This is a genomic window from Paenibacillus amylolyticus (assembly GCF_051136285.1).
Taxonomy (GTDB): Bacteria; Bacillota; Bacilli; order Paenibacillales; family Paenibacillaceae; genus Paenibacillus; species Paenibacillus amylolyticus_F.
This window is the reverse complement of record NZ_CP194938.1, coordinates 4765121-4783503: the sequence shown is the minus strand read 5'-3', so window position 1 is coordinate 4783503 and position 18383 is coordinate 4765121. Positions and strand designations below refer to the sequence as shown.

The window sequence follows — 18383 nt, the reverse complement described above, 5'->3', positions numbered from 1 at the left end:
CTCCTCTAGGAGATCCAGCTCTCAAATACGGTTCGGCTCTGGGATTGTACCTCCGTAATAATAGGAATTTTCTCTACGCTAGTGGAATGCATAAGCTCCTGCAATTCTTCATTCCAGGCACCTTCGGCAGTAACCCGGATGATGCTGGTGTTCAGGTCTGTGTTCACACTCACAATCTCGGCTGCATACCGCTTTCCCTGTTCCTCTGTATACCAGATGAGAACATCTCCTTCCTGCAGCCCCGCATGAGGCAGCTCTGCAAATGCGGCCTCAATTCGAACGGTCTTTACTTCAGCAGGCAGGGCATTCACATCAGCATATGCGCTTGCCTTCTCACTGCGCAGATAAGAGGTCGTATGGAACTGCATGGCAAGTGCCACCAGGATCGTTACAGTCAGACCGAGGATTACAAGCGCAGCCACAGGCAGCTTTACAGAGAGACGGAACCAAAGGTGAGTCCAACGTTTAGTCCGTTTCATGCCCAGCCTCTCCTTTAATCAGACTTACAACATAATCTCTGAAATCTCCAATTAACTCGGATGGTTCATAAGCCAGACGCTCATCGTCTATTTCCACATCAAATTCATTTTCGATCTCAACCATAATTTTGATGTAATCAATTGAATTCACACCCAGTTCGGACAACGTCTGATCCATCGGGATCTGTGTACCGCATGTCATAATCTTATCGACAGCCTGCAGGATTCGCTGTTCCACTGTTATCATTCCGCTCATTTAGGACCTCCCTATCGCAGAGGTGCTTGACACCCTGTTGTAAAATTCACGTTCAAGCACAGCTATGCGTCTGTATATTTCAGGCAACTTATGAAAGGATGAGGGTTTATAAGTGGAGGTTAATACGTACTTGGCCAGCACTGCCCGAATGCTGCTCCACTCGGCTGTAATCTGTTCGCGGATCACCGTCAACCGGGAACCTGAACCGGTCAGCTTTTCACAGCGGTACAGCTCTGCTTTTTTTGCATTGACCAGTTTATGGAGCGCTGTTACCCATTCCTCAGCAGTAGAGAGCAGACTGTCCGGATTATGCACCAGGTCCTCAAACACAGATGAACTCTGCTCAAGTCGTTCCAGGCTGTTCTTCACCCGAGCCTCTTCTCTCGCCAGATGGCCTGCATATGTCTGCCAATAGTGATCCAGCTGTTCAGGAGAAGCATGTAACCGATGTAGTGCAGGCTGGTGCCTGTTATGAAATGAATAAAATGTATGAGCTTCCATGTTGAAATGTTGGATATACCCCGTATAACTGTCCTTCAGATCCTGATAACTGATCGTTCTCTCTTCGTAGGACAGATTGTCATGATGCCTGTGTTCCATGATCATGAACGTTTGATTCAGGGGATCAACATCATAAATTAGCCAGGTATGCGGTATATGCTTTTTCAAATAAGCATCCTTCCGAATGGAAGCATAATAAGTGTCCACCCAGATAATAACCGGTCTGGCATCCAAAAGAGATTGTTCGACATCCTGAATAATATCTTCACTGTTGACTTTCGTATCAAAACCGATACCCAGTTCCTCCAAAATGTCCGTGTCGTTCCTGCATCTGATCCATCCGTTCACGATAAATTGTTGATTATCGGACCAGAGATATTCATCCACATGATGAATGAAAAATGGATAGATACTTTTTTGCTGCTGCATAATGATTGGGAACAATGAATTGTAAAAGCACACTTTGAAAAAAACATCGTTAAATGGGACGTACCCATGCATGCCTGCGGGCTTCAAATCATTCCCGTTATACAGATGAGTCTTGGGATACTCACCTGGTCCAGAGTCTTGTAAAGAATCGTGACTCTCGCCGGGCTGCAGTGTGGCTGCCGCTCCCTCCTCCAGTCTTCGAGCAAGCTCTCGGATGGTGGGGTAATCGTATATGATGGTGGGCTGCACATAATGTCCAATCTTCTCCAATTCAATCTCCATACGAATCACCAGCAGGGAATGTCCTCCGAGTTGAAAGAAGTCATCGTCTATTCCGACAGGTTCTGTCTGAAACAGTTCACTCCATACCTGTACAAGCTGATGCTCCAGTTCATTCTCAGGTGGGGAATACATCATACCGGATTCCAAAGACTGTTTCTGATTCGTCAATTCCTGGATATCCATCTTTCCGTGAATAGTTCGGGGTATTTGTGTGATTCGAATATACTTGGACGGAAGCATATATTCGGGGATACATGAACGCAGATAACCACGAATCTCCGAGACATACAGCTCACTTTCCGAGACCAGATAGGCTGTCAGCGTTTTTTCACCTTCGCTTCCGACCGGAAGGACAACACTTTCCTTGACAGAAGCATGGCGATCCAGATGGCGCTCAATTTCAGCTAATTCAATTCGATGCCCTCTGATTTTCACCTGATAATCCTTCCGTCCCAGGAATAACACCTGCCCTTCAGCGTTCCACATCCCGATGTCACCTGTACGAAACATTCGCGCTTCTTCAAGGTAGGGAGAACGGCCAAACTTCTGATCGGTCATTTCACGCAGCTTGTGATACCCCCATGCAACCCCCGGCCCTGATATACAAATCTCTCCTGGTACACCGACGGGCAGCATCCTGCCATGAGGGTCTGCGATGTGCACAAAATAGCCTTGTATCGGCTTTCCTGCAGGGATGGGTTCAACAGATGATTCTGACAGTTTCTCGTAAAGGGCACATACGGTTGTCTCGGTTGGTCCGTATGTATTGTATACATCTCCATACGTAAGCAACTGGTCGATATCTGCTATCTTTAATACATCTCCGCCGCTGATAAATGTTCGTACACTCCGCAGCTGAGGCATCCGGTTCAGTTCTCGCAAAATATGAGGTGTCGTCGTCACATGTGTAATTTCACAACTGTCCAGCAGATCGACCAGTCCGTGTATATCCAGCAATTGCTGCCGATCAACAACTACCAAAGAAGCCCCCGCAGTCAGCGCAGGGAATACCTCTTCCATATACGTATCGAAGGTACTGACAGCCTGCTGCAGCATCCGGTGTCCTGGTTTCAGTTGAAATTCAGCCTGAAAAGCATTCACGTAGGCACTTAAGTTGCGATGTTCTACAACAACCCCTTTGGGCCGCCCCGTCGAACCGGAAGTATACAATACATAGGCCTGATCAGCGATGTCCTCCTCGTATTCCAATGCACTATCATCTTGTCCGGTCCAGGATGTATCCTTCAGATGAATAATATCCACTATTGATGACAAGCTCTGAACGGCCTCTGCCCATGTGTGTAACCAAGTCTCCTCCATCTGCCCTGTAATGAGAACATCCGCTTCAGTCTCTTCAAGAATTCGGCGTATCCGTTCAGCTGGATATTCCGGATGCAGTGCAACATACACTCCACCTGACTTGAAAATGGCCAGAATGGTCAAAATCAGCTCGATGGAGTTATCCATAATTACGGGCACCATCGTGCCTGAGGTAACTCCGGCACTCATCAGCAGACGGGCCAACTGGTTGGAATCCCGGTCCAATGCAAAATAAGTGATCTGTCGTTCTCCATCTATTATCGCTATCTGCTCCGGCGTTCTGTTGACCTGCTCTTGAAACCTGGAGATTATGGAATGCTCTGCTTTGGCGAAAGTAAACGCACCGTAATTCCACTCCCTGATCTCAAGCTCCTCCTCCGTTGAAAGAAGCTGGATGTGAAACAGAGACTCATCCGGTGATTGTACTGCTTGTTCGAGCAGCCGTATGTAATGAGAACATAAACGCTCAGGCTGGCTCGGCTCCACAGGTCTTATTTGGTAGTGAAGATGGATCTGAATCTGCTGATCGATCCGCTCAATTTCAAGAACGGTATGCAGCTCGGAATCAAGTACGGGTTCTGCATGAATCCCTTTCATATATACAGCCGTCTGCAGCTTGCTCTCCTCAGGCAACCTTTCAAGCTTCTCGGCCATTTTGTCAAAAGGAAAGTGCCAGTAAACCCGTGCAGACATGACCTCGGATTTCATATGCAACACCTGTTCTCTGAATGAAGCATCACCATCAGCCTTACCACGGATAGCAAGCAGGTGAGTTTGATGAAGCTCTTCAGCCTGTTCCAAGGTCAGAGGCATACCTATAAGCAGATCAGAAGTTCCGGAATAGCGGTACAGAAGATGCTGAAATCCGGTTAGAAGCAGTATATATAACGCCAGGTTTGACCCGCCGCTCATATGGATTAGTCTGGCGGATAATTCGTGAGGAATAGATTGCGAGTATACGTTAGCTGTTGAACTATCGGCATTATCAGCCAGAGGGCCCATTTGTTCCAAAGCTTTTCCGATCTGAATATCGCCTGCAAGTTTGTCCTGCCAATAGGTTCGTTCTTCCTTGAACTTGTCGCTCGACATCATAATATTGAACAGATGGATATCCATGATCTCACCTCGAATACATAATAGACCGGTATGACATGTGCCCAAGCACATCATCATACCGGTCTGTGATTAGTTAGAGTTCGTTTAAGCTGTCGTTACTTTATGATCCGTCCACAGATAATATTGTCCTGTTTCATCCAGGATCTGGTGGAACCAGTCCTCACGTTCTTCTTGATCTACCTGTTTCGTTTCAAAAATCGTTCCCAGCCATTCCAGAGACTGTTTCATTTGCTCTGGCGTCGGCGCAGCTTCGGCGGCCTCCAGTTCTTCCTGAAGCTGTTGAATGCGTTTGTAAGGTTCCACGACACCCTTTTGATACTCGTCCTGATTCCAGTTGCGGTTCGGTGTAGCTACAGCAGCAGCCATACACTTGGTCACTACGGTCGGTCTTGGTCTGGACACAACTGCCTGATCCAGCAGTGTCTTGAGCGCTTTTCTGTCCTCTTTCTGCCCGTAAGCAAACGATTTCATGCCAAGGTTCTCCAACTCCACCAGCCCGCTCAGTACATTTTTCGGACCAAGTTCAATGGTTAATGTCACCCCGTGTTTCTTCAGATATTGCATCGTCTGGGTCCATTTCACGGGCTGAGACAGCTGTCTTTGCAGCAATCCGGGAATACGTGAACCCTCGGTATATGGACTCGCGGTAACATTGGACACAACCGGCCACTTAAAAGGATGGAAACGGTAATCAGTGAGTGCATTACCAAGCTGCTCACCGGCAGACTCCATCAAGCGGCTGTGAAATGGCGCACTCATCATCAACGGGGTTGTCTGTGCATCCTGCTCCAGCAAAATCGTTTCAACCTGTTCGATCGAATCCTGATGACCTGAAATCGCATATTGACTCATCGCATTGTAACAAGAGATTTCAGACCAGGCTGTATCGGTTGAAACCTGCTCACACGCTTTACGAATCATCTCCTCGTTCGCCCCGTCAATAATCGTCATGGCTCCGTCGCTCTCTTCAGCGACCCGCTCGGTCAGTTCACCTCTCCGCTTCGTAATCCGCACCGCATCACCAAATGTCATCGCTCCAGAGCAAGTCAGTGCTGCATATTCACCTAGACTGTGACCTGCACAGAATTGCGGGGTAATGCCAATCTCCTCCATGTACACCCGATATGCAGTCACACTTGCTGTAAGCAGCGCAGGCTGCATGTTGGACGGTTTATTCAGATCAAACAAGCTGCCCTCGAAACTCATCTTGGCCAGATCTAAGCCGAGGATATCGCTGGCCTCTTCATAAGTTCGTCTCGCAATCTCATATTGATCAAAGAAATTTTTCATCATGCCTACATATTGGGAGCCTTGGCCAGGGAATAAGAATGCTATTTTTTCCATAAAAAGAACACCTCGCTTATAGGATTGGTTTATGCAATGACTTCCAGCGATACATACGAAGGCTGATCCTGAATCATGCTCATGTCACTCTCAAACAAATAGAAATTGTCCTTTTGCTCAATCTCCTGGAATCCGGCAAATTTATACGTAATCATCATGGTCCGGTTACGGTCTGTGGACACAAATTCAGCCTGCAGTCGAACCCCTGCATCCTTAGCCATGCGCATAACATGGTGGAGCAACAGAGTGCCCGCGCCTCTTGACATGACCCTGCACGATACCAGAAGCAGCTTGAGTGTCCAAATCTCTTCGTTCAGCTCGAGCAGTGCCAGACCAATCTTCCCGTACGTGCCATATTTGTCTTCAAGCCCGGCAATGAGCAGTTTGTGGCGCGGTGAATAGCGGAACTCGTCCAATTCCTCATATGAATAGGTGTATCCGGTAGCATTCAACTGGTGAGTTCGTACCGTCAGTTCCTCCGCCCGCTGCAGATCTCCCTCCTTCACTTCCGAGATGGTAAAGATCATCCCGAGGGAAGCGAGAAACTCATCCTGCGTACCGTCGAAGGAATCTTCCTTCTCGTTGCGAACAATATCGCTCATATACATCTGACGGCGCAGTGCAGAATCCTCGGTAATAAAACGCGGATTCATCTCTTCCATCTGAGTGATCTCAAGATAAGCAAGTGAATCAATACATAGAACCTCCGGATGAGAATACAGTACCTCCTCCCGCTCAAACGGCTGATCATCTATAAAAGCAATCGTGTCCATACCGATATTGATAGCCTCAACGATCGTTTTGACAGATCGGGATTTGGCATTCCAGTTGATCTGCGGATAGATGAAATATTCGCGCAGCCCAAACTGCTCGAGTTTAGCCATAGCGAGGTCATGCTCATTACGGCTGGCGATCGATTGCAGAATTCCACGCGCATCAAGTGTGCGGATCACTTCAGCAATATTATCTTTCAGCGTAACCTCTTCATCTTCCAGTAAAATTCCGTTCCAGATCGTATGGTCAAGGTCCCAAATAACACATTTGATTTTTTTCATGAGTGTATAGCCTCCTCTTGGACGGATTGGTGAGTACTTGCAGCATACGAAGCAATAACCATCTCATGCATCTGTGTTGTGCCTTCTATAATTTCGTTCACCCGGGCATCTCGGTAGAAACGTTCAACCGGAGACTCGGTGCTGCAGCCTTTGGCTCCAAGAATCTGCACTGCCCGGTGTGCTACCTTGTTGACCATATCTGCTGCATGATACTTCGCTGTCCATGTTTCCATGATGGAATCGGGGTCCATCACCTCTTTTAAATATCCGGCCTGATAACACAGAAGCCGTGCTGCCTTAACTTCCACGATCATCTCGGTAAGCATTTTCTGAATCAGCTGATTATCCTGTAAAAGCACTCCAAATTGCCGTCGGCTGCCGGCATGACTTAATGAAGCCTCCAGACATGCCTGACCAAGCCCCACGCACCCCCATGCTACCGTATAACGTCCATAATCCAAACAGTGCAGGGCAACCATGGATACACCCATTCCCGGCTGGCCTAACATGCTGTCTTTGGCAACCCGGCAGTCCTCCAGATACAGCTCAGCCAGCATTGAACCTTTGACTCCCATCATGCCCTGAATAGGCTGCACGCCAAATCCCGGGCTATTCCGCTCAACCAGAAATGCCGTAGGTTTATCATTCACTTGGGCAAAGATCAGGAACACATCTGCAATCAGCCCCATCGTAATCCATTTCTTCCTGCCGTTCAGGCGATAGTTATCCTCCTCCGCTTCAGCCTTGGTTTCAATGCTTTTCGCATCACTCCCGATACCCGGTTCACTGAGTCCAAAAGCGCCGAGAACCTCACCTGAGGCCAGCCGAGGCAGCCAGTAAGAACGCATCTCTTCAGATCCGAATTTAAAAATGGCGAGGGCAACCATACCATGCACGGTGAGCAGGCTTCTTACAGACGAGCAGCCTCGTCCAATCTCCTCGTTCAGCACACCAACCGATATTGGGTCAAGGCCCCATCCGCCGTATTCCTGCGGAATCATGGAGCCCAGATAACCTGAAGATTTCAACGATTCAACGACTTCAGGATGGAGCCTTTCTTCCCGATCATGAAAAGCCGCGTACGGGACAACATACTGATTCGTATATGAAGCAGCCTCCTGCTTGCAGCGAAGCTGTTGCTCGTTCAATTCCATTTTCAACGCGCTAACCTCCTATTAGTGAAATATCGTTAGACAGCATATCGGGATCAGGAACTCACCATTTTGCTCTCGATGAGTTCTGTAATAGCATTAATCGATTTGAAGTTCTGCAGGTCCAAGTCCTGATTGTCGACACGGATGGAAAATTCTTTTTCCAGAAACATCACGAGCTGCATGGCAAACAGGGAATTCACAAAACCTAAGGCAAAAATATCTTCGTGGTCTTGAAGTTCATGTTTTCTGAAAAAACGTCCTAAAAATTTGCGAACTTTACCTTTAACTTCTTCCATTTTGAGAACTTCACTTTTAACTTCTTCCATTTCGCGAACTTCATTTTTAACTTCTTTCATTCGGATAACTCCCTTTCTCTCATTCCATTTATTTTAATGGGGCCCGTTCATAATCTGTCATGCCATTAACAGTTCACAGTGTAAATTCATCATTGAATTAGTAACTATAAAATCCTTCTCCTGACTTTCTGCCTGTTCGACCGGCATGCACCATCTTTCTGAGCAGCGGACAGCAGCGGAACTTGGGGTCCTGATAGCTTTCATACAGCACATCCAGCGAATCCATAACGGTATCCAGACCAATCAAGTCAGCTGTCTCCAGCGGTCCCATCGTGTGTCCATAACATTTCACAAAAATATCATCCACTTCACGGGCGGACGCTACCTGATCTTGAAGCACAAAAGCAGCCTCATTCATAAACAGATGTGAAATCCGGTTCGAAACAAAGCCCGGGTAATCATTGACCAAAATGGTCTCTTTACCAATGGATGAGAGGAGTTCTGTCACCACTTCTATCGTCTGCTCGGATGTATCCATTCCCTTGATCACTTCAACAGCCGATTTCAGAGGTACCGGATTCATAAAATGAGTGCCGATGACCCGATCAGGACGTTTCGTAAGGGCTGCAATTCTCGTAATAGAGATACAGGATGTGTTGACCAGGAAAATGCAATCTTTCTGACAAATCGGATCAATCTGGGCATACACATCCTTTTTCACTTCCCATTGTTCATTTACATTTTCTACAATGATGTCAGCCTCACGAAGCTCCTCCAGAGATGTTGTTCGATGAATCCGCTCCAAAATGACCTCGGGGGCTTCAAGCCCCTCCACTTTTTTGAACAGCAGCAGCATACGAATCTGGTTGTAGATCTCCTCTGCGGCTGTATCAAGTACTTCTTCGCTGATGTCCATCAGGATAACCTTATGCCCTGCCTGTGCAAAACTCTGTGCTACGCCGCGGCCCATCACACCTGCCCCGATAACTCCAATTGTTTTCATGTCCTACCTCCTTATATGTGTGAAGATCATGCCTCTATGGGGTTAGAAATTAAAATCAAAATCAAGGGTATCTGCGGCTGCATCCCGGGTAATCTGCATACGTTTGCTGCTCTCCAGTTCGATCTCTCCCAGCTTTAGTTCCGGATGCTGCAGTATCTGATGAAGCAGCTGCATATAATCGCCAAGCATCTTCTCGGCGGTTTCCCGCTTGAAGAGCTTGGTGCGGTACTCCAGGTTAAATTTCAGCTTGTCATGCTTCTGAATCACTTCAAGATAAACGTCATATCGGCTTTCAGAAGCTCCAAACCCGTAAGGTGTTGTTGTAAACTTCCCTACGGTCACATCGACCGTACCCACATTTTGCAGCGCGAACATAGCATCAAATAACGGGTTCCGATGAATATCCCTGTTCAGATTCAGTTTTCGTACCAGATCCTCAAACTGAAACTGCTGGTTTTCATATGATTTCAATGCACCTTCCCGTACTTCAGCAAGTAGCTCAAGAAATGTTTTATCCGCTTGCGGCTTCGTACGAATCGTGATGATATTGATGAATACACCAACTACATCTTCCAGATCGGCGTGAGATCGGCCTGCGATCGGAGAGCCAACAACGATATCTTCCTGGGCTGCGTATTTCGCTAGAAGCACGTTGTATGCAGCGAGTAGCAGCATAAACAGGGTTGTTCCTGTCCTGGAAGCCATACGTTCCAGTTCAAGAGTTAACGTTTCACTCCCCATCACGACCACCTGATCCCCTTCAAACTCATTGGCAGCAGGACGAACATAGTCGGTAGGCAGATGAAGTTGCGGTATAACATCCCTGTACAGGCTCAGCCAGTATTCCTCCTGCTTCTGCAAAGCCCCGGAGGAGAGAAGTGCATTATGCCATTCGGAGAAATCTTTGTACTGTATAGACAGCGGCTTCAACTCGCGCCCTTCATACAAATCAATAATCTCCTGCATAATGATGTCCATGGACATGCCATCAGTGATAATATGATGCATGTCCAAGAATACGGCATGTGTTCGTTCGGCAAGCTTGAGCACCTCAAAGCGGAATAACGGTGCCTGATCCAGCTCAAACGGCTTCACAAAACCAAGGAGTCTGTCCGTCAGTTCTTCCCGAGTACACTCGGAATATCCAACGCTGAAGTCCACATGGTCCCATATCTTCTGATAAGGGATACCATCCTGGATTTCGAACGAAGTTCGGAATGCCTCGTGGCGTTTGATTAACTGACGAATGATCCCTTCAAAAATGCCGTGCTCGAAGTCTCCTTCCATAATGGATGCCCTCGGAATGTTGGCGCTGGTGTTGGGGCCCTCCAGCCGGTCCAAAACAAGGAATCTCTTCTGAGCCGAAGACACCGGATAGTAGACCCGCTGCTCCACTGGGGTCAGGACAGGGATCGTCATGCCTGCAGAACCGACATTTCCTGCTGCTGGACCGTACGTCTCTACCAAATAAGCAGCCGATTCGGCAATGGTTGGATACATCAGAATCTCGGCAGTATTGACTAACACTGATAAAGCTTTCGTGAGACTATTTGCAATCTTGAGACCAATGATCGAGTCTCCTCCCAGTTCATAAAAATCATCATATATACCTAATTCAGTGACGCCGAGAGCGCGGCTCCATACACTCCCCAGTGTCATTTCCATCGCCGAGTACATGCCATCCGTTCTTCCTCGCAGATGTAGCTCGTCCTGCTCGTCCTTCCCGTAATCCGAATCTTCCCTGCGCCCCTGCTCAATGGCTCCACGAATATCATCCGAGAACAGCATCAGCGGCATATCATCCGATACATGCTGATAGATTGCCTCCCGGTTCAATTCTCCGATCAGAACCTGTGTAATATCTTTACGCATCGCCTCCTGCAGTCCCTGAATACCTCTCGCTGTGCTGATAGCCTTAAAGCCACCGTCTGCGTTGACATGAAAGTCCTTGGCCATACCAGTTTCTTTCCAGGCGGTCCAATTCACTGTTAGAGTGGGCAGTCCTTCCTGCCTGCGCTGGGCAGCAAACGAATCCAGATAGGCATTCGCGGCTGTATAGTCTCCCTGTCCAGGTTCACTAAAAAACGTGGTCGCAGTAGAGAACATCACAAAGAAGTCTGGCTGATCTGAACGTGTCAGCTGATCCAGACTCCATGTTCCCAGCACTTTAGGACGCATCACGCATTCAAAGGCTGTCCGTTCTTTGTTCATGAGTAACCCTTCACCAGCTACACCTGCACCGTGAATAATACCTGCAACCGGGCCATGCTCTTGTCTGATACTGCTGAGCACCGAAGCAAGCTGAATCGGATCTGCAATATCTGCACTGTGGAGATAAACTTCTGTACCACGAGCCTCCATCTCCTGAATTCGCCCAATCTGAAGGGACAGCTTTTCGTTCTGTTTAGAAGCCATCAGTTCTTCCCACATATGACGTTCAGGGAACTGAGAACGGTTAATCAGCACAAGTTTGATCTTCGCTGAAGACAGGGATAACGCATTAGCTGTCTCCAGACCGATCCCCCCAGTCCCCCCTGTGATCAGGTATACACCGCCTTCGCGCATTTGGACCGGTTGCTCTGGCAGCAGCGACATCGGCATTTCTCCTAATTCCTGAACATATCGGCGCCCGTTTCGATATGCAGCGAGATACAGGGTGTCCGGCTCACGAATCTCCTGCAGCCACTGCTCGATCGGTGTTTCGGAATCAATATCAATGGCCCTGCAGCGGAACTGATTCATTTCATGACAGATGGTTTTGCCAAGCCCCACCATTGGAGCGTATTCCGGATAGATATGTGGTTCACTGCCCGTAACACGCTGGCTGCAGGTTGTTATCAGCACCAGATCAACCGGGCGTTTGAAGTGAATCTTGGACATCTCTTTGGACAGATAAAAGAGACTGTACACACTCCGCTCAAGCGAGTCCTCCAGTCCATCCACTGTGCCTGTTTCTGAAATATCCATTGCAAAAAAATGAAGCAGCTGCGAGATTTTATAGGGTTCTATTGCTCGTACAAGCCGCTCATAATCCTCTTCGCATGGCCGAATTGTAAATTTCGCGTTGGACTGATTAGTATAGGAATCACCCCGGTATACCCTGATAACGAGCCTGCCCTCCGCCTCCAGTCTGGCAGCAACAGACGAAGCTGTGCCCTTTTCATCCATGAATATGACCACAGGATCAGTTTCGCTTTGTTTCGTGCCGGAAACCGGCCTGCTCATTTCTTTCCAAAGCGCTGCATAGTGCAGGGGAATCTCCCTGCCGTGACTGGACAAGTCTGCAGAACGCTTGCGCTCGGGAATGTCGATCCAGCATCGTTTCCGCTCCAGCGGATATGATGGCAGGCTTACTTTACGGATCAGCTCACCTGTATACAGTTCTGCCCAATTTGCATCTGCTCCCTGAACATAGAGATGGGCGATCTGTTTCAGCAAATATTCGGATTCCCGTCCGTTCTGTACAAAGTTCTCAATGGCGGAACGCAATAGTTGACTTAGTCCCGCTTTTTCAGACTCCGTCATATCCCCTGCGCCTCGCTCCTTCTTACTCTTGGGAACAATCCGGTGCTCTCCATACTCAAGTCCTGATATGATATCTGACCCCAAACGCGTTCTCGATGCCTGTCCAAGCATGCTCAGCATGCTCTTGTCATCTACAGCAATAAAGGCCAGCCGGAACGAATAATGACCGCGGCCTATGCTTGCTGTACTACAGATATCTGCAAGAGAACCCAAATTGTTACGTTCAAAGAGCCTTATATAATCAGCAACCAATCGGCGCAGGCCTTCCTCCGAACGGGCAGATAATACCAGGAGATGAGGAGCAGATGCTGCTGGCATCAATGGTACAGTTTTTGGCGGTTCTTCCAAAATGACATGGCAGTTGGTACCGCTGATTCCAAAGGCACTGACTCCGCATCGGCGCGGGCCGTTATCCACCTTCCATTGCCGCAAGCGTGTGTTTACATATACGGGTGAAGCATGAAAATCGATATTCCGGTTCGGACGATTAAAATGGAGATTGGGTGGAATAATGCCATCCCTCACCGCTAGTGCCGCCTTTATCAGACTAATCATACCGGCAGCTTCCGAAGTATGACCCAGATTTGTTTTGATCGATCCGATCGCACAGAATTGACGCTTGTCCGTAAATTGCCGGAAGGCATTCTGAATACCTTTAATCTCAATCGGGTCACCCAAGGCCGTTCCTGTACCATGCGTTTCCATATATGTTATCGTCTCGGGTTCAATACCAGCCTGCTGCCAAGCTTTCGTAATAACCTCCTGCTGTGCAGCAGGATTCGGAGCCGTAATACCGGCTGAACTACCGTCCTGATTCATGGCGGTTCCTTTGAGAACAGCATATACTTGATCGCCATCCGCCAATGCATCTTCCAGTCTCTTGAGCATCACAACCCCAATCCCCTCGCCAAGGCCTGCCCCGTCAGACTCATCATCAAACGCACGCGTCTTACCGTCACCAGACTCCAGACCCTGGAGCATATTTTCATTCTTTTTGGTGATCGGCATCGTTGAGATCTTGATTCCTCCGACTGCTGCCATACTGCACTCGCCGCTCAGCAAAGCTCTTGAGGCAATATGTACCGCTGTAAGCGAGGAAGAACAGGCCGTATCGACAAGCATGCTTGGCCCTTTCAGGTTTAACAAATAGGAGATGCGGGCAGGTATAATGGATGGTGTGTTGCCCACCACAGCATCAGGCAGCGCGCCCAAATCTGTCTCATAGATAAATCGTGAATACATATCCACCGTGTTCGTTGAATACCCCAAGAAGACACCGGTATCCGACCCTGCTAGCTGCCCGCCGCCGTATCCCGCATCCTCAATAGCCCTCCAGACCGTCTCCAGAAAAAGGCGCTGGTTGGGGTCCGTCAGACTCGCTTCCTTCGGTGATAACTTAAAAAAAGAATAATCAAACAAGTCAATATCCTCAATAAAAGCACCCACCTTGGAACTCAGTTCCGGAAGGTCCAGTGCCGTATTTTGCAGATACCAGTCCAGGTCATGCTGCCGCCGCTCCGGGAGAGGTCCTATATGATCAACCTTGCCCTGAATATGATCCCAGAATTCTGCAACATCCGTTGTGGAAGCGACATTCAGTGCCATGCCTACAATGGCCAGATCTCCCGGTTTCGTTGTAGTCAAAGCGTCCAATTTCATGCTGCCCTTGGGTTCTGTATCTCCCTCCAAAGAAATGTCTACCTGCTCCTGCGATGGTGCAGCTTCTTCGATCTCCTCCGTCTCCCCGTTCTCCTTGAAGATGAAATCAGCGAGCTTATGAATGGTTGAAAATTCAAATAAATCCGTTACGGCAAGAACACCCGGATATCGTGTGGAAAGTCCTGCATGAATCCGGAGCAGCAGAATGGAATCTGCACCCAGTTCAAAGAAGTTTTCGTAGACATCAATTTCATCAAAGCCCAGAACCTCTTTGCAGACGCTGGCTACGTGGCGTTCTGTAGCGGTGTACCCGCCCTCGCTTTTGCCTGACAGTATGACTTCACCGCTGGATACGCCCCCCGCCTTCTTGGTCGATCTGGTTTTGGAGGCTGCACGCTGCAAATATTCAGCAACACTGCTGCTGAGATCAGCAGATAAACGCACCTGCATTTTATCCAGCAGCCGCACACCCCCCCCGCTGAAATTCAGCTGTCCAATGAGCACTCTGCGAATAGAAGAGTTCATCGCCCGCTCCAGACCTGCAACAGCCTGAGAGGTGAGTATTGTTTTGAAGATTGTATCGGCAGTAAAACCTGCATCTACGGACATGCCCGTCTCTTTCCAGGTTGTCCAATTCACCGTAAGTGTACGTTTCCCTCTTGCGCTGCGCTCATCAGCATAAGCGTCCATATAAGCATTGGCTGCTACATAATCTGCTTGAGTTACTCCGCTGAACATCGTCGCTACAGAAGAATACATAACAAAGAAATCCAGATCATCATTACATGTAAGCTGATCCAGATTCCATGTTCCATCTATTTTGGATGCCAGCACTTCGGTAAATCGCTCTTCACTTCGATCCACCAAGAGCTGATCTCCCCCGACACCTGCTCCGTGGATAATGCCATGGATCGCTCCGTAACGTGTTCGTACATCATCAATCACACATGCCATCGTGTTCTCGTCTGCAACATCGGCACTGTACCAGGATACCTCTGAACCCGCTGCTTCCAGCTCAGTAACGGCTGTGATGAAACGCCGAAGCTTCGATTGACCCGGCTGATGCTGCACATCCGTCCAGCTTGTACGTTCCGGTATGGGGGTACGATTGACCAGCACGAGCCGGACTTTTGCCTTGGAAGCCAGGAATCGCGCCGTCTCCAGACCAATACCGCCCCCGCCCCCGGTAATGAGGTATACGCCCTGATCACGGATCGTGAAGGGAGCATCATTCTTCACGTCAATGCGGGTAAACTCTTCAACATAACGATGTCCATTACGATATGCTACCAGATAGTCCCCTGCCGAATCTGCTCCAAGTACATCTTCCAACCAAACGGCTGTAGTCGTATCATTGTCCACATCAACAGATTGGAACGTTATCTCGGGGTGCTCCCGGCTCAGTACCTTGCTTAGACTCAGATATGCAGCATGCTCCGGCAGCTGAATATCCTCGGTGCCTGTAACACGATTGGCGTTCGTCGCCACCAGTGTTATGCCTGTAATGGATGCGAACTCACTTCTCAAGAGAGCCCGTACCAGATAATACACACTGTATATACTTTTACGTTGGCAGTTCCTTAATTCGTGAAGGGATTCAATACCCGTTGGATGATGATGATGCATCGCACTGCCAACATGAATGATGTGAGACGGCATCCTTCCCTGCAGGCTGGAGAACAGCCGGGCGTAATCTGCTTCCTGGTCTCCCAGAACATACTGACCGAGTGTCTTATGTTCATACGAACCACCCAAGACAGCCCGAATTACGGCAGTTCCATTCTCTTCAAGCCCAAGAGCTACAGCGTCTCCCGCACCAGGTGTTCCCTCGATCAGCAGCACGCCTGATGGGAAAAGGGTATCTCTTCCATCCTGACGTCTCTGCTCAGCCGCCTTCCATTGCATCGTATAGTGAAACTCTTCCTTACTTGTTGAGGGTACCGTCTCCTGCCCAGGACTTCTTCGATTGGAAGCCATCTCCTCCGGCAGATCGATCCAGCAGCGATGACGCTCAAAAGGATACACAGGTAGGCTGACCCGTCTTGCACTGGTATTGCTGTACATTTCTGACCAGTTCACGTCTGCACCCTGAACATATAAAGAACCCAGTTCAAGCAGCTCCTTTTCATCGGCCTCCCCTGATCGGACCATCTCCTGCACCAGTTGCTGTACCTGCTGATCCAGCTTCCTACGTGAAGCTTCTGTCATATCTCCGGCTTCAAGCTGTGCTTTGCTGGCCGGTACGATCTTATGCTCCCCGAAACGGAACCATGACGTCTCTCTGCTCCAACTCTCCAGAGAAGATAGTTCCTTGAACTTCCATTCCAGATCTGCAATGCTGTCTGCGGCTATAGCTAACCGGAAATTATAATGTCCTCTGCCCGAACTCGCGGTGTAACATATATCCTGCAGGTGACAGGTACGTTCCTTATGATGCATGAAATATTCATATGCTGTGACGAGCTCACGTAAAGCCATCTCGGATTTGGCTGACATTACAATCAGTCCGGCAGGCCTATCGGAATTTTCAGCAGCTGTAACACTCACACTTGGCGCTTCCTCCAATACCAGGTGACAGTTGGTGCCGCTGAAGCCAAAACTGCTTACCGCGCATCGCATAGGCAGCCCTGACTCCGATGTCTCCCATTTACGCAGCCGTGTATTTACATACACAGGTGAAGTTTTGAAATCAATCTGTCCGTTCGGTCGATTAAAATGAAGAGACGGAGGGATTTCACGATTTTTGATAACCAGAGCTGCCTTGATCAGACTTACCAGCCCAGCCGCTTCATAGGGATGACCTACGTTGGATTTCACTGTTCCAATGGGACAAAATTGTTTTTTGTCGGTATATTTCTGAAAAGCAAGCTCAAGCCCTTCCAGTTCCAACGGGTCGCCAAGTTTCGTCCCTGTGCCGTGCGTCTCAATATAGGAGAGGCTTTCGGGGTGAATACCTGCCCGATCCCATGCTCTGGATATGACATCGGCCTGTGCCTCAGGATTGGGAGCCGTTATCCCGATGGAAGCTCCGTCCTGATTAATTGCACTGCCTTTAATTACAGCATAAATCTGGTCATGATCCTTCAGTGCTTTGCTCAGCGGTTTAAGAACGACGGCAGCCACCCCCTCACTGATGCCAGCCCCGTCTGAAGAATGATCAAAGGCTCTTGTCCGACCATCCGAGGCCTCAAGCCCTCCCCGGTAATACTCTGTGTCCAGCGGCATGAGATTTACGCGCAGCCCCCCCGCAAGAGCCATGTCGCAGTCTCCATTCAACAGCGACTGACAAGCCAAATGAACAGCTACCAAAGATGAAGAACAGGCTGTGTCGACGACCATCGAAGGACCTTTCAGATCAAGCAGATACGAGATCCGGGCAGGCATCATAGCCGAAATGTTGCCAACGGCTGCATCCGACGTCAGATGAATATCGATATCCTGAAGCATACGCAGATAACTGTCCTTGATATTACTGGCAAATCCCAGATATACACCCGTGCGGCTGCCTGCCAGACTTTTTCCGCCATAACCGGCATCCTCAAGAGCACTCCAGGCTGTTCGCAAGAACAACCTCTGAAAAGGGTCCATCAGCGCTGCATCCCGGGGTGGAATACGAAATAACTTGTAATCAAACTGGTCAATTTCGTTCAGATAAGAACCGTTGCTGAACTTGAGATTATCTCCATATCCTGCATATTGAAGATAAGCTTCAATATTCTTACGGCGGGAATCCGGAAAATTGGCAATGGAATCGCAGCGGCCCCGAATGTTGTCCCAGAACTCGTCAATCGTATTCGCTGAAGGAAGCATTGCGGAGATACCTACGATGGCGATCCCTTCCGAATCCTTCCGGCTACCTTCCGCCTTCAATCCCTTCAGCAACTGGGCTGCCACCTGCTTGTCAATTTTACCTGCAGCCGCGTTCTCAATAATCATTCTTAACATTTGGCTGGTTTGGTTCATT

The 18383-nt window shown here is 48.7% G+C and carries 9 protein-coding genes; all 9 read right to left on the bottom strand.

Annotated features, from left to right (window positions below):
* Positions 1-5 precede the first annotated feature (5 nt).
* The 9 genes from ACR8BL_RS20805 to ACR8BL_RS20765 all read right to left on the bottom strand — a co-directional run bounded on the left by ACR8BL_RS20805 (position 6) and on the right by ACR8BL_RS20765 (position 18382).
* On the bottom strand, positions 6-479 hold the full coding sequence (locus tag ACR8BL_RS20805; RefSeq protein ID WP_434749329.1) for a hypothetical protein: 474 nt from the start codon (positions 477-479) through the stop codon (positions 6-8).
* Positions 466-735, bottom strand: coding sequence for a phosphopantetheine-binding protein (locus ACR8BL_RS20800; RefSeq protein WP_434749328.1), 270 nt, complete (start codon positions 733-735; stop codon positions 466-468). The genes ACR8BL_RS20805 and ACR8BL_RS20800 overlap by 14 nt, the downstream gene beginning before the upstream one ends.
* Entirely contained in the window at positions 736-4383 is a 3648-nt protein-coding gene (locus ACR8BL_RS20795) for a non-ribosomal peptide synthetase (RefSeq protein ID WP_434749327.1), read from the bottom strand. It abuts the gene before it with no gap.
* An 84-nt stretch (positions 4384-4467) separates the two neighbouring features.
* The gene (gene fabD / locus ACR8BL_RS20790; protein WP_434749326.1) at positions 4468-5727 is read right to left on the bottom strand and encodes an ACP S-malonyltransferase; all 1260 of its coding nucleotides are present in this window, start codon (positions 5725-5727) and stop codon (positions 4468-4470) included.
* Positions 5728-5756: 29 nt separating this feature from the next.
* Positions 5757-6782 (bottom strand): HAD-IIIC family phosphatase, encoded by a 1026-nt coding sequence (locus ACR8BL_RS20785; RefSeq protein WP_434749325.1) that lies wholly within the window; start codon positions 6780-6782, stop codon positions 5757-5759.
* A complete protein-coding gene (locus ACR8BL_RS20780) occupies positions 6779-7936 on the bottom strand; it encodes an acyl-CoA dehydrogenase family protein (RefSeq protein WP_434753193.1) in 1158 nt (385 codons plus the stop codon). The genes ACR8BL_RS20785 and ACR8BL_RS20780 overlap by 4 nt, the downstream gene beginning before the upstream one ends.
* Positions 7937-7989: 53 nt before the next feature.
* The gene (locus ACR8BL_RS20775) at positions 7990-8292 is read right to left on the bottom strand and encodes an acyl carrier protein (protein WP_434749324.1); all 303 of its coding nucleotides are present in this window, start codon (positions 8290-8292) and stop codon (positions 7990-7992) included.
* A gap of 97 nt (positions 8293-8389) precedes the next feature.
* On the bottom strand, positions 8390-9235 hold the full coding sequence (locus tag ACR8BL_RS20770; protein WP_434749323.1) for a 3-hydroxyacyl-CoA dehydrogenase family protein: 846 nt from the start codon (positions 9233-9235) through the stop codon (positions 8390-8392).
* 42 nt (positions 9236-9277) lie between these two features.
* Entirely contained in the window at positions 9278-18382 is a 9105-nt protein-coding gene (locus ACR8BL_RS20765) for an SDR family NAD(P)-dependent oxidoreductase (RefSeq protein WP_434749322.1), read from the bottom strand.
* Position 18383: the final 1 nt, after the last annotated feature.